This window comes from Streptomyces sp. NPDC059456 (assembly GCF_042750055.1).
In the GTDB taxonomy this organism is placed as follows: domain Bacteria; phylum Actinomycetota; class Actinomycetes; order Streptomycetales; family Streptomycetaceae; genus Streptomyces.
In genome coordinates this window covers 1-12,501 of sequence record NZ_JBHYVA010000016.1, presented here as the reverse complement: position 1 = coordinate 12,501, position 12,501 = coordinate 1, and the positions used below count along the sequence as shown (strand labels likewise).

General features: G+C 73.2%; 12 protein-coding genes. 7 read left to right on the top strand and 5 right to left on the bottom strand.

Annotated elements, in window-relative coordinates:
• Positions 1 to 386 precede the first annotated feature (386 nt).
• The gene (locus ACFXA3_RS03115) at positions 387 to 1,130 is read right to left on the bottom strand and encodes an SDR family oxidoreductase (protein ID WP_385181122.1); all 744 of its coding nucleotides are present in this window, start codon (positions 1,128 to 1,130) and stop codon (positions 387 to 389) included.
• Between the two features lie 84 nt (positions 1,131 to 1,214).
• Here ACFXA3_RS03115 and ACFXA3_RS03110 point away from each other — a divergent pair, with 84 nt between their 5' ends.
• Positions 1,215 to 1,718, top strand: a complete 504-nt coding sequence (locus tag ACFXA3_RS03110; protein WP_385181119.1) for an RrF2 family transcriptional regulator — start codon at positions 1,215 to 1,217, stop codon at positions 1,716 to 1,718.
• A 299-nt stretch (positions 1,719 to 2,017) separates the two neighbouring features.
• Here the strand turns inward: ACFXA3_RS03110 and ACFXA3_RS03105 are convergent, their stop codons facing one another.
• Positions 2,018 to 2,488 carry a DUF5709 domain-containing protein gene (locus ACFXA3_RS03105; protein WP_385181117.1) on the bottom strand — a complete coding sequence of 157 codons (471 nt, stop codon included), beginning with the start codon at positions 2,486 to 2,488 and terminating at the stop codon, positions 2,018 to 2,020.
• A gap of 218 nt (positions 2,489 to 2,706) precedes the next feature.
• Between ACFXA3_RS03105 and ACFXA3_RS03100 the strand changes: the two genes are divergently transcribed.
• Positions 2,707 to 3,696 carry a phospholipase gene (locus tag ACFXA3_RS03100; protein WP_385181114.1) on the top strand — a complete coding sequence of 330 codons (990 nt, stop codon included), beginning with the start codon at positions 2,707 to 2,709 and terminating at the stop codon, positions 3,694 to 3,696.
• A gap of 188 nt (positions 3,697 to 3,884) precedes the next feature.
• On the top strand, positions 3,885 to 6,335 hold the full coding sequence (locus ACFXA3_RS03095; protein ID WP_385181112.1) for a SpoIIE family protein phosphatase: 2,451 nt from the start codon (positions 3,885 to 3,887) through the stop codon (positions 6,333 to 6,335).
• A 45-nt stretch (positions 6,336 to 6,380) separates the two neighbouring features.
• Here the strand turns inward: ACFXA3_RS03095 and ACFXA3_RS03090 are convergent, their stop codons facing one another.
• Positions 6,381 to 7,823 carry an amidase gene (locus tag ACFXA3_RS03090; RefSeq protein ID WP_385181109.1) on the bottom strand — a complete coding sequence of 481 codons (1,443 nt, stop codon included), beginning with the start codon at positions 7,821 to 7,823 and terminating at the stop codon, positions 6,381 to 6,383.
• A gap of 133 nt (positions 7,824 to 7,956) precedes the next feature.
• Here ACFXA3_RS03090 and ACFXA3_RS03085 point away from each other — a divergent pair, with 133 nt between their 5' ends.
• Positions 7,957 to 8,574 carry a TetR/AcrR family transcriptional regulator gene (locus tag ACFXA3_RS03085; RefSeq protein WP_385181106.1) on the top strand — a complete coding sequence of 206 codons (618 nt, stop codon included), beginning with the start codon at positions 7,957 to 7,959 and terminating at the stop codon, positions 8,572 to 8,574.
• 24 nt (positions 8,575 to 8,598) lie between these two features.
• Here ACFXA3_RS03085 and ACFXA3_RS03080 read toward each other — a convergent pair whose 3' ends face one another.
• Positions 8,599 to 9,447 (bottom strand): MurR/RpiR family transcriptional regulator, encoded by an 849-nt coding sequence (locus tag ACFXA3_RS03080; RefSeq protein WP_385181104.1) that lies wholly within the window; start codon positions 9,445 to 9,447, stop codon positions 8,599 to 8,601.
• A gap of 52 nt (positions 9,448 to 9,499) precedes the next feature.
• Here ACFXA3_RS03080 and ACFXA3_RS03075 point away from each other — a divergent pair, with 52 nt between their 5' ends.
• Entirely contained in the window at positions 9,500 to 10,378 is an 879-nt protein-coding gene (locus ACFXA3_RS03075) for an EamA family transporter (RefSeq protein WP_385181102.1), read from the top strand.
• A 118-nt stretch (positions 10,379 to 10,496) separates the two neighbouring features.
• On the opposite strand, the gene ACFXA3_RS03070 is transcribed toward ACFXA3_RS03075, so the two are convergent.
• Entirely contained in the window at positions 10,497 to 11,135 is a 639-nt protein-coding gene (locus ACFXA3_RS03070; RefSeq protein WP_385181100.1) for an SRPBCC family protein, read from the bottom strand.
• A 208-nt stretch (positions 11,136 to 11,343) separates the two neighbouring features.
• On the opposite strand from ACFXA3_RS03070, the gene ACFXA3_RS03065 reads away from it, so the two are divergent.
• Both ACFXA3_RS03065 and ACFXA3_RS03060 read left to right on the top strand, forming a co-directional pair.
• Positions 11,344 to 11,865 (top strand): MarR family winged helix-turn-helix transcriptional regulator, encoded by a 522-nt coding sequence (locus ACFXA3_RS03065; protein WP_385181097.1) that lies wholly within the window; start codon positions 11,344 to 11,346, stop codon positions 11,863 to 11,865.
• A gap of 86 nt (positions 11,866 to 11,951) precedes the next feature.
• Positions 11,952 to 12,440: a hypothetical protein gene (locus ACFXA3_RS03060; protein ID WP_385181094.1), complete on the top strand. Its 489-nt coding sequence runs from the start codon at positions 11,952 to 11,954 to the stop codon at positions 12,438 to 12,440.
• Positions 12,441 to 12,501 lie beyond the last annotated feature (61 nt).

Sequence of the window (12,501 nt, the reverse complement as noted above, 5' to 3'; positions counted from 1 at the left end):
GGACACGAGGGAGAGCGCGGCGAGCACCCGCAGAGCGGACTGCAGCATGGTGAAGACCCATCAGTCGATCAATGTGACGGGTCTCGTTATAGGGGCGGGCCCCGACGCGATCGGGACCGCGTGCGAGACGGCCACCCGCACGGGGGGAACAGTCATACTGGGGAAACGATCAACCTCGCGGCGAAGAGTGGGTGCGCAAGCGCCCGGTGGCGTCGTCGAAGCCGGCTCCGGGCCGAGGGCCGACAGGTGCTCCCGGTGGAACGAGGGCGCGGCCAGGGCCTGCACGCCGCCTCGCGCCACGAAGCGGCCGCGCGTCCGGGGGAAGGGCGGCCGTCGCCTGCGGGCCGGGCGCAGCGGCCCGTCCTCGGGACGCGCGGACGCCGGGATCACCGGGGGTGGCCGTCGAGCCAGTCTTCGTAGCGGGTGGGGGCCAGGCGGGCGCCGTCGCCGGCGATGAGGACGTCGCCCACGACGGCCGCGAACATGCCCGCCCGGGCGTCGGTGACGACCGCGCGCCCGTCCTTGCGGGCCCTCAGGGTGAGCCGGCCGAGCTCGTCCAGCGGGAAGACCTCCGGGCCGGCGACGTCGAGGGTGCCGTTCAGCGCGGGGGCCGCGGCGACATCGGCCAGCGCCGCCACCACGTCGGCCGCCGCCATCGGCTGGACGGGCGTGGCCGGCAACCGGACGGCGCCGTCGTCGGCGGTCCAGGACATGACCGCGTCCATGAACTCGAAGAACTGGGTGGCGCGCACGATCGAGTACGGGGTGGGCCCCTCGCGCAGCAGTTCCTCCTGGAGCGTCTTCGCGCGGTAGTAGTCCAGCTGCGGCACCCGGTCGACTCCGACGATGGAGAGGATGACCTGGTGCCGGACGCCCGCGCGCTCGCCCGCCGCCAGCAGGTTCCCCATGGTGGTGCGGAAGAAGTCCGGGGAGGCCTCGTCGAACGTGGGCGAGTTCGTCACGTTGACGACCGTGTCGGCGCCTTCGAGTGCCCGGTCGAGCCCGGCGCCGGTGAGGAGGTCGACCCCGGTCGACAGGGATGCGGCGACCACCTCGTGTCCGGCCTCGCGGAGCCTGGACACGAGCTGGGACCCGATCAGTCCGGTGCCGCCGATGACGGTGATCTTCATGGCCGTACCCCTTCATCAAACTCGGACAATTCTTATCCGAGATGATACTCGGATAGTCTGAGTCCGAGTCAAACGGGAGGGCGCGTGAAGTTGTCAGGTGGCGTGGAGTGGGCGCTGCACTGCTGTGTGGTGCTGACCGCGGCGACCGAGCCCGTTCCGGCGGCCCGGCTGGCGCTGCTGCACGACGTCTCGCCCAGCTACCTCGCCAAGCAGATGCAGGCGCTGTCCCGCGCCGGCCTCGTGACGTCCGTCCAGGGCAAGACCGGCGGGTACGCCCTGACCAGGCCCGCCTCCGAGATCACGGTGCTGGATGTGGTGCAGGCCGTCGACGGCGCGAATCCGGCCTTCGTGTGCACGGAGATCCGCCGGCGCGGGCCGCTCGGGACCCCGCCGGAGGACTGCACGGAGCCGTGCGGCATCGCCCGCGTGATGTCCGCCGCCGACGCGGCCTGGCGGGCGTCGCTGCGGGGCGTGACCATCGCCGACCTCGTGGGCTCGGTGGAGCGGGACAGCGGGCCCGGGGCGCTCCCGGCCGTCGGCGCCTGGCTGAACCCGACCACCGGATCCGGCGGCGCCCGAACGGAGTGACCCACCGGGGCAGCCGTGCGCGGGCCGTCCGGATGGGGTGCCCCGGAGACCGGGCACGAGGGGGCCGTGTCGGAGCGCAGGAACCTGATCGGGATCGGGATCGGGATCGGGATCGGGGCGAGGCTGGTGGTCCTGCCGGGCTGGTGGGCCCTGGATCGGGTGACGAGCGGCGCCGAGGGGGACTGGCGCAGCGACACCGTCCGCTTCCGGGCACTCAACGCTTCCGGGCACTCAACCCGTACGACCAGGGGGACGCACAGCGGGGGCCACCGGTCCCCGGGTTCCGGGCGGGCCGGCCGTCAGCCGGAATCCCCCGGCTCGGTCTCGTCGGGCTCCTCGATGATGTGCATGGCCGCCTCTTCCGCCGAGGCCGCTCCGCCGTTCACGCCCACGTCGTGGGCCACCACGGAGATGTGGCGGGCCGGCCCCTCCTCGTCCGCGGGCGCCAGCCGTCCGGCCCTTACGGAACCGGTCTGCGGGTTCTCGGCGTTTTCGTCGGCGAACTCGTCCCACGCCGGCTCGTCGGGATCGGGCTCGGGGAGTTCGCGGGCCAGGCGCTGGTCGAGGGTCTCGCCGGCGAGCCGGCCCTCCGCGGTGGTCGCGGGATCGTTGACCGCCAGCGGCCGCTCGGGCGGCGAGTACCCGGTGTCGAGCATCTCGTCGAGACCGGGCTCGTCCAAGGCGTTGTCCAGGTCGGGCCGCGCCTCGGCCGGTTCGTCGCCCTCGTGCGGTTGGTAGACCTCGTCGCCGTGCGATTCGGTGCTGCTCATGGCGCCTCCCAGATCAATTCTGATCATATCCGGCGAATCCACGCGATCGGCGATGTCACGCCCGCCGATGACGACGTGTGACCCCGTACCCGGACGGCCCTGGCCGTGGCCGTGGCCGCCCATAGCCGGATTTGATTCACCATGCATTCATCGCGTGCCACCATGTGGCGGGCGTGATCGACGCCCGGTGTACGAAACCGACACCAAGGAGCAGGTTCTTGACCACCCACCTCAGCCGAAATACCGGCCGACGGATGTTATCGGCGCTGATCACGGCCCTGTGCGCCGTCATCGGCAGCGCCGCGCTCGGTACGAACCCCGCGGCAGCGGCCGATCAGCGCCGCCCGGTCTACGCCATCGCGCACCGCGTCGACACCCTGGGCGGCGTGGACGCCGCACTCAAGCACGGCGCCAACGGCATCGAGATAGACGTGTGCGCCTGGTGGAACCCGAACGAATGGCGGGCCTACCACGACTGTTCCTCGGCCGGTGACAACCGGCTGGGCCCCGGTTTCGACAGCATGATCGACCGGATCCTCTCCCACGCCGACGCGGGGCGCCGGCTGTCGCTGGTCTGGCTGGACATCAAGGACCCGAACTACTGCGGGGAGCAAGAGAACCGCGGGTGCAGCGTCGCCGGACTGCGTGACAAGGCCCAGCGGCTCACGGCCGCCGGGATCCAGGTGCTCTACGGGTTCTACGAGTACCACGGCGGCAATACCCCGGACGTCGGCGGCAGGGGCTGGAAGAGCCTGGAAGGCAGGCTCGGCGCCCTGGAGGGCATCACGACGACCGGGACCCGCGACCAGGTCCGGGGCGCCTTCGACCGGTCCGGTTCCGGATTCCCGGCCGGCCGCCGGGTGATGGACTACGGCGACAGTGACATCACCAAGGGGTTCGGCAACTGCACGGAAGCCACCTACTACACGTGCGCGGAGCTGAAGAAGGGCGCCGCGGACCGTGACGCCGGGCAGCTCGCGGCCACGCTGTCCTGGACGACCACGTACAACGATCCCTGGTACGTCGACAAGCTGCTCGGCGACGGGCGCGTGGACGGGATCATCGCGGGCTACGGGGCCTTCACCGGAGTGCGCGAGTACGACGACGGCTGGCAGTGTGCCAACGCCGTCAACCTCGTCCGCGACTGGGTGAACCGCCACGGTGGCACCCATCGCATGGCCGTCCCCGGTGACCGTTTGTTCCGGTAGGGCGCGGGGGCACCGACGACCGCCGCGGCAGGCGCCGTGCGCGCACGGCGCACCCGCGGTGCGATGGCTCGGTGCCCTTCCCCCGGCCCCGGCGGACGAGGCCCTGACTCGCGCCGACCCTGCGATGCGCTACAGCATGGAGGGAGGGCGGTCGACCGTGGCTGCCGTGCAGAAGGGCATGACAGAACGTGACCAGGCAGCGCTTTGCGTTCTGCGGGGCTGAGCTGGCCGCTGTCTACGTGCTCACCGAGGGCCGCAAGGAACTCCATCTGGCCGAGGTGACCGGAAACCGCGCCATGCTGTACGGCCTGCCGGCTGTCCTCTCCGTGGACGGGCACTCCCCCGCCGCCGAGGCCCACCGCTCCGGCCGGCCGCTGTGGCTCAACCCGAAGGCACTGGCCGCGTACATCGAGGAGGACCCGCACTACTTCCCCGGCCGGGTGCGGGACGACTCCGTCAGGGCGTCGCCCGCCAAATTCTCCCTCGGGGCCCTGCCGCTCGGGCACGGATCCCAGCAGCTGGGCTGCCTCATCGTCGCCGGCGAGGTCCCCGACGGGTTCAGTGACGACCGCCGGAGCCTGCTGGAGCTGTACGCCGACCAGGTCGCCGCCGGGCTGGAATCGGTGGCCGCCCACGCGTCCGGGCGCACGGCGCCCCGCCCCGTGCTGGGACACACGCTGGTGCCGCTGCGGGGCGGGGCGTTCATCCTGGACCTCCCCACCGGCCGGATGGAGGCACACGCGCGCGTCCTGGAGCTGCTCGGCATCGCGCCCGACCAGTTCGGCGGCAACGTCGAGGCGCTGCTGGCGAGTGCCGTGCCGGACGACATTCCCGCGCTGATGGCCATCGTGGAGCCGGACCGGCTCACGACGGAACCGCAACAGCTGGCGTTCCGCATCCGCCGGCCGGGAGGTGAACTGCGCTGGCTGGGCATGCGGTGCCGGGTGATGATGGACGACGACGGCACCCCCGTGCGGGTGCTCGGCGTGGTGGCCGATGCCTCCTACCTGCGCCCCACTGCGGACGACGTCTCCATCGTGCAGCGGCTGTCCACCAAACTGGCCGGCGCGACGACCATCCGCGACGTCAGCCAGATCGTGGTCACCTCCCTGCGCGCGCCGCTGGAGGCGAGCCGGGTGGCGGTCGCCGAGCTGGAGGCCGACCGGCTCGTGGTCACCGTGCTCGACCCTCCCGAGCCGCGCGCCTGGCCGGGCATGTGGCGGTCCGAGTGGCGGTCGGAGTGGCCGGACGCCTCGATGCACGACCTGCCGACGCTGCAGAACGCGCTCCGGGAGGGCCATGTCAGCCTGTGGCCGCCGGGCGCGGACCTCGAACCCGCTCTCGCGGGGATCGGGCCCGGCGGGCTTGCCGTGCTTCCGCTTCCCGCGGACGGCCGGATGGTCGGCGTCTGCCTCGTCGGGTGGGACGGTGAGCACCGGTTCGGGCCCGAGGAGCGGTCGCTGCTGACCGCCACGGCGGCGCTGGTGGGGCAGGCCCTGATGCGCGCGCACGCGCTGGACGCCGGCCATGAACTCGCCACGATGCTCCAGCGCAGCCTGCTGCCGCGCAAGCTCCCCACACTGCCGGGCGGAGTGGCCGTGGCCCGCTACCTGCCCGCGACCGTGGGGCTCGAAGTGGGCGGCGACTGGTACGACGTCATCCCGCTCAGCGACGGACACGTGGCCCTGGTCATCGGCGACGTACAGGGACACAGCGCGGGAGCAGCGACCATCATGGGCCAGATCCGGACGGCCGTGCGGGCCTACGCGGTGGAGCGCCACCCGCCCGACGTGGTCATCGCCCGGGCCAACCGGCTGCTCGTCGGCATGGAGACGGACCTGTTCGCGACCTGCCTGTACGTGGACCTGGACATGGAGGAGGGCATCGCCTGGTTCGTCCGGGCCGGTCACCTCCAGCCGGTCCTGCGTTACCCGGACGGCAGCACCGAGGAGCTGGCGGTCGAGGGAGGACCTCCCCTGGGAGTGGTCACGGACACCGAGTTCCCCATGACGGAAGTCGGATTGGCGCCGGGGACCGTGCTGGCCCTGCTCACGGACGGCATGGTCGAGTCGTCCAACGTCCGTCTGGAGGACGGCATGCGCCGGGTCTGCGAGGTGCTGGCCGCGGCGGACCCGGCCGACCCGGGGATGATGGCCGACGAACTGGTCTCGCGGGTCAACCGGCGGGACGACGACGTGGCGCTGCTGCTCATGCGCTACGACGGCACCCGCGTCCGGCCGATGCGGACGTACTGGACCGTTTGGCGGCTCCCCAACGCCGTCCACCACGCACGCCGTTTCGCCGCGCGCACCCTGCGCTCGTGGGGTGTGGTGGAGGAACTCGACGTCGCCCTGCTGGTGGTCTCCGAACTGGTCACCAATGCGATCGCGCACACGCAGGGAGAGGTGCGGCTGGATCTGACGCTGTCCGCGGACCGGCTGCGCATTTCGGTGAACGACGCCTCGCCCCGCTCCCCCGTCAAGCCCGGGGACGTGGACTGGTCGGCGACCGGGGGCCGCGGGATCCTCATCGTCGAGGCGACGACCGCGTCCTGGGGCGCGGTGCCGCTCAGCAGCGGCAAGCAGGTGTGGGCCGAGGTGTCGCTGGACCCGCGCGAGCGGCTCACCGGGCGCGGATAGCGCCCGGGAGCACCGCCACGCCGCCCGCCGGTGCGGACGACGGCCTCAGGCCCTGCCCGCCCAGACGGGGGGTGTGCGCCGGGCCCACGGAGCTGCCCGTTCCAACTGCCCGGCGAGGCGGAACAGGACGTCCTCGCGCCCGTATCCGGCGGCGAACTGGATGCCGATGGGCATGCCGGTGACCGGATCGGCCGCCAGCGGCACCGACATCGCGGGAGTGCCGGCGACGTTGAAGGCCGCGGTGAAGGGCGACCGGTGGAACAGGTGCTCCAGCCAGCCGCGGCCGTCCGCCCCCTCGGCGCCGCGGCCGTAGGCGCCTATGACCACGGGGAGTTCGGGGAGCGTGGGGGTCAGCAGTACGTCGTGCCGGTCGAAGTACGCGCCGACCGACCGGGCGACCCGGTTGCGCACGTCGAGGGCCTGCACGAACTCGGCGCCGCTCACCCGGCGTCCCCAGTCGTAGCTCGCCAGCATCTCGGGCTCGACGGTCGTCTCGTCCACGGGGCGGCCGGACGCCTCGGCGAACCCGTCGATCCACGTCACCAGGTTCGCCGTCCACAGCCGGGCGTTGGCGAGGACGAATTCCTCCCAGCTCACCCCGAGGTGCACTTCGGTGGGTTCGACCCGGTGGCCGAGAGCGTCCAGCAGGCGGGCGCCGGCCAGGGTCGCCTCCTGCACCGTCGGCTCCACGGGGCGCCCGTTCCAGGGGGTGGTGAGCAGTCCGACGTGCAGCCGGCCGGGGTCGCGGGTGATCTCCTCGGCGTACGGGCGCCGGGGAGGTGCGGCGGCGTACGGATCGCCGCTTTCGGGGCCCTGGACCAGGTCGAGGAGCGTCGCGCTGTCGCGGACGGTCCGGCTGAGGCCGCCGTGCACCGCGAGGCCGTTGAAGACCTCGTCGGCGTCCGGGCCCATGGAGATGCGGCCGCGGGTGGGCTTGAGGCCGAACAGCCCCGTACTGGCGGCGGGGACGCGGATGGAGCCGGCCGCGTCGGTGGCGTGTGCGAGGGGGGTGATGCCGGCGGCGACGGCCGCGGCCGACCCGCCGCTGGAACCCCCCGGGGTCCTGGTGAGGTCCCAGGGGTTGCGGGTGGGCCCGTGGAGGACCGGTTCCGTGGTGGTGCTGTAGGCGAATTCGGGGGACGCCGTACGCCCGAGCGTCACCAGGCCGGCCCGCCTGAACCGTCGCATGAGGTGGGAGTCCGCCGCTGCCGTGTTGCCGGCGGCGAGGCGGCTGCCCAGTTCGACGCGCTTGCCCTTCATGGTCACGGCCAGGTCCTTGATGAGGAACGGGACGCCCGCGAGCGGTGTGCTGCCCGGGCTCGGAGCGTCCTCGGCCGGCCAGTTCTCCACCACGGCGTTGAGGCGGGGATTGACGGCGGCCATCGCGTCCTGGGCCGCGGAGGCGAGTTCGGCTGCGGTGACCTCTCCCCGTGCGACGAGTTCGGCCAGGCCCACGGCGTCGTACCGGGTGTATTCGTGCAGTTCCAAGATGCTCAGCCTCACGGTTCGCGGCGGTCGTTTCCGATCGGTCCCATGCGATACCGATCGGTATCGTTCGGGGTTGGTCGGTAACGTAGCATGGGCCGGGAGAGGCCGGTGACGGCCATGAAGTGAGGCGGAGATGGCGAGCAGTCCCCCAAGGCCCGGCAGGGACACGCGAGTGCCCCGCCTGCCCCCGCGCGAGCGCATCCTCGACGCCGCCGAGGAACTCTTCCTGCGCGAGGGCATCAGGGCCGTCGGGGTCCAGGCCATCGCCGAGCAGGCGAAGACCACCAAGATGGCCTTGTACCGGCACTTCGCCACCAAGGACGCCCTGATCGAGGAGTGGCTGAGGATCGTCGCGGCCGGCTATTCGGCCGCCTTCGACGGCGCGGAGCACGAGCACCCCGGCGACGGTCGGGCCCAGGTCCTCGCGGTGGCGCGGTTCATCGCCGGGGGGCTGCCCGACATCGCGCTGCGGGGCTGCCCCTTCGTCAACTCGATCGCGGGCCTGCCCGACCGGGGACACCCGGCCCGCCGGCTGATCGAGGACCACAAGGCCACCCAGCTCCGCCGGCTCACGGACATGTGCGAGAGCGCCGGCGTGCGGGCTCCCGACGGGGCCGCCGCAGAGATCACCTTCCTCATGGAGGGCGCTCAGGTCAGCGCCCAGAACGGGAGCGTCGACCGCGTCGGCGAGCGGCTCCTCGCCGCGGTCGAGGCCGTCCTGGACCGCGGCGGGGCGGTCGGCGGGCGCTGAGACGCCCGTGGCCGCGGGTGGCCGTCAGTACGAGTGGTCGACCGTGACGTCGGCCGACAGCCGCAGCGCGGCTTCGGCCGGCGCCCCCCGCAGCCCCAGCAGCGTGAGGGTGAGGGCGTCGATCACGGTGAGGTGGGCCAGCCGGCTGGCCACGGTCTCGAGTCCGAACACCAGGTCCTGACCGCCCGCGACCAGCGTGCAGTCGCTGGTCTCGCTCAGCGGCGAGCGGGCGTAGCTCGTGAGGGCGACGACCCGGGCCCCGGCCCGCCGCGCACCCCGGGCGGCGTCCACGGTGCTGCGCGTGGCTCCCGTGTGGCTGATGGCCAGGCAGGCGTCGGCGGACGTCAGCTGCGAGGCGGCCAGCTGCGCCGTCAGCGGGTCGGCCGGCGCGTCGACCGCGCAGCCCAGCGCGCGCAGCCGGTACGCGGTGTCCAGCGCGACCGCGCCGGACAGTCCCGCGCCGACCACCAGGACCCGGGTGGCCCCGTCGACCAGTCCGGCCGCCGAGCGCAGCCGCTCCGGCGTCACCGTCGCCGCCACTGCGTCCAGCGCCTCCCGGGCGGCCCGGACGGTGTCGGCCAGGGCGCGGGCGGCCGGGTCCCGGTCCCGGGAGGGCTCCTGGGCGGGCGCCTGCCGGGCGGCGGCGATCTTCAGCTCCTGGTACCCGCGGAAACCCAGTCGCTGGCAGGCCCGGACGACCGTCGAGGAAGCGGTGCCGGCCAGCGCCGCGACATCGCTGACGCTCAGGTGCACCAACTCCGCACCCTGGTCCAGGACGACCTGCGCCACGCGCGCCTCGGTCTCCCGCAACTCGGACAGGTGGGCCCGGACGTGAGCGGCGAGCCCACCCCGCACTGTGGAATCGATTTCCATGGAGCTACGCTATCAAGGAATTCCATTCCACAGTCAGTCGTGGGGAGCGAACGTGCCCGCAAATCTGCCGTCCCTGACGGGCGCGGCCGCCGTGCCCGCCGTCGTCCTCGCCTCGGCGGTGCTGCACGCCGTCTGGAACGGCCTCACGCACGGCCTGCGCGACAAACTGGCCGGCTTCACCCTCATCAGCCTGGCCTCCGCCGGCTGCGGGGCCGTCCTCGTCTGCCTCGCCCCGCCGCCCGCCCCGGCGGCCTGGCCGTACATCGCCGCATCGGCCGCACTGCAGGTCGCGTACCAGCTCCTGCTCCTGCGCGCCTACCAGCTCGGCGACTTCGGCCAGATGTACCCCACCGCCCGGGGCACCTCACCCGTCGTGGTGGCCCTGGTCTCCACGACCCTCCTCGGCCACTCCCTGGCCGGCGGCCAGGCCCTAGGCATCGCGGTGGTCTCCTGCGGCCTGGCCGGCCTCGCCCTCGCCGACGGGATCCCCGGCCGCGCCCAACTGCCCGCGCTGGCCGCCGCGGTCGGCACCGGTGTGATGATCGCCTCCTACACGCTGGTCGACGGCAGCGGCGTCCGCGTCTCCGGCAGCGTCTTCGGCTACATCGCCTGGCTCTTCCTCTGCCAGGGCCTCGTCCTCCCGCTGATCGCCCGGGCCCGCCGGGGTCCGGCCCTGCTCACCGCGCTGCGCCCGCTGTGCGGCCGCGGCCTGGCCGGCGGACTGCTCTCGCTGCTGGCGTACGGGCTCGTCGTATGGGCGCAGTCCCGCGGCGACCTCGCCACGATCGCCGCCCTGCGGGAGACCAGCATCGTCTTCGGCGCCCTGATCGGGGCGGTCGTGTTCCGCGAACGCCTCGGCCACCGGCGCCTCACCGCCAGCGCCACCGTCCTGGCGGGCATCGCGGTCCTCCAGCTCACCGGCGGCGCGTGAGGGCGTGCGGCGAGGGGGCGGGCGCAGCCGCGATCGGGACGGCGGGGCGTGCGGTCAGCTCGGCGCGCGGTCAGCGGGGCGCGCGGTCAGCCGGGCGTGCGGTCAGCCGGGCGTGCGGTCAGCGGGGCCCTTGGTGGGCACGGGATTCGGCGGTGGCCTTCAGGTCGTTCAGCCACGCTTCGAGCCCCCGGCGGAGGATGGCGGTCGCGGCGGGGACGTCCGCGTCGACCTGAGGGCCGGTGTGGGTCTCCTCGGTGGTCACCCTGACACCGCGCGGCGTCCCGGTGAAGTTCCATACGTGGACGCCGTCGATGTGCAGCCCCTCGCCGATCGCGGGGCCGGTCCAGCGGATGCACGAGTGACGCCGGAGCTGTTCGACGGTCGAGGTGATCTCCAGGCTGGTGGCCGGAGCCGGATGGGGAGGCACCGGGGTCGTCCAGCGGAAGACCGAACCACGGCGGAGGGGGCCGTGGTCGAGCCGTTCCGCGCTCGTCACGGGAGTCTGCCAGGCCGGCCACCCCTCGATGTCGGTCTGCACCTTCCACACCGTGCTCAGCGGCGCGTCGACGAGGATCTCGGCCCGGTGCCGGACCCGGGCGCGGGGATCGACGCCGACTCCGCCGCAGGTGAGGGACCGGGCGGGACCGGGGCTCCGGGGGGCCGCTGCGGCGGGTGATGCGGTGGCGCCGAGGAGGCCGATGACGAGCGGGACGGTGAACAGGGCCGCGCGGGCGCCGGTGCGGCGGATGCCGGGCATGGGCTTCTCCTTCGATGTTCGACGGGCGTACGCGAACACACCGAGCGGCAGACGCTCAAGCGACCGTTAGATGCTATAACTCATTCGACGCGATAGGCAATAGGCTCCGTTAAACCCTCTAACAAGCCGCCCGGCCTTGCCCGCCGCTCGGCGCGACACTCCGGCCGACCGCTTGACCGGGAGACTGATTAGGCACCATATTACTTTCGTGACCCAGCATTCCGGGGCCGGCCCGACCGCCCCCACCCTCGACCAGGTCCGCCGCCAGATCGCCCGCTACGGACTGACGGCAGACCCTCAGGCGATCCTGGTCGCCACGCGGCTCATGGCGGCCGGCGCCCGGGTCGGCCAGGCCGGCGAGACGCACTTCGGCCGCTTCGGCCTCTCCACCGGCCGCTACCGCCTGCTGGCCGATCTGGAGGACCACGGCGGCGAGAAGTCGCCCTCGCAGCTCGCGGCGAGCCTCGGCGTCTCCCGCGCGACCGTGACGGGCCTGGTCGACGGCCTGGCGCGGGAAGGCCTGGTGGCACGCAGGCCGTCCACCGAGGACGGGCGCGGCAACGTGGTGATCCTCACCGCGCGCGGCGCCGACAAGCTGCGCGAGCTGGCGCCGGAACACTTCACCCGGATGCAGGGGCTGGTCGGCGGACTCTCCCCCGAGGAACGGACCACCTTCCTCGACCTGTTGGCGCGGGTGGTCGAGGGGATCGACGCCCTCACCGACGACTGACCCCGTCCAGGCGGGCCACCCCATGGCCCGCCTCCCCTACGCCCTAATAGTTAGGCACCTAATCAATGACTCGAAGAGGATCATCCATGCGCAAGAAGGATCCCGGCGCGTCCGGAGCTCCCCCGCCCTTCGTCCTGTGGCGGGACGTCCTGACCGCCTACGCCATGCCTGCCGTCATGGCCGGTCTCGGCGGGGCGGTCACCCGCCAGCCGCAGCTGGTGGTGGCGGCGCTCACCACCATCGGCGGCACCTCCGCACTGGTGACCGCCGCCCTCGGTGCCGCACTGCGACGCCGCCCCGTGCGCACCCGGATCCCGCGCGGGCTCGCGGCCGTCGCCACGGGCCTCGCCGCCACCGGGCTCGGCCTGGTGGCCGGCCTCGCCGCCGCCCGCTGGCTGCCGCAGGTCCCGGGCCTCGCCGACAGCCCGTGGCCGCGCCGGCTGCCGCTCGACCTGTCGGTCTCCTCGGCGATCGCGGCCACCGTCACCACATGGCGCGGGCGCGCCGGCCGCCCCGCCCGCGCACCGGAGCACCGGCTCCCCACCGCACCCCGACCCGAAGGACGGACCTCGTGATCGTCATCATGGGCGCCGGTGGGGGCGCCGGCGGCGCCACCCGGCGCAGCCTCGCCGCCCG

Excerpts from the sequence above, each read along its gene's own strand:
- ACFXA3_RS03115 (WP_385181122.1), bottom strand. The coding sequence starts at position 1,130 with ATGAAGATCACCGTCATCGGCGGCACCGGACTGATCGGGTCCCAGCTC.
- ACFXA3_RS03105 (WP_385181117.1), bottom strand. The coding sequence starts at position 2,488 with ATGAGCAGCACCGAATCGCACGGCGACGAGGTCTACCAACCGCACGAG.
- ACFXA3_RS03085 (WP_385181106.1), top strand. The coding sequence starts at position 7,957 with ATGGCGAGCAGTCCCCCAAGGCCCGGCAGGGACACGCGAGTGCCCCGC.
- ACFXA3_RS03080 (WP_385181104.1), bottom strand. The coding sequence starts at position 9,447 with ATGGAAATCGATTCCACAGTGCGGGGTGGGCTCGCCGCTCACGTCCGG.
- ACFXA3_RS03070 (WP_385181100.1), bottom strand. The coding sequence starts at position 11,135 with ATGCCCGGCATCCGCCGCACCGGCGCCCGCGCGGCCCTGTTCACCGTC.
- ACFXA3_RS03060 (WP_385181094.1), top strand. The coding sequence starts at position 11,952 with ATGCGCAAGAAGGATCCCGGCGCGTCCGGAGCTCCCCCGCCCTTCGTC.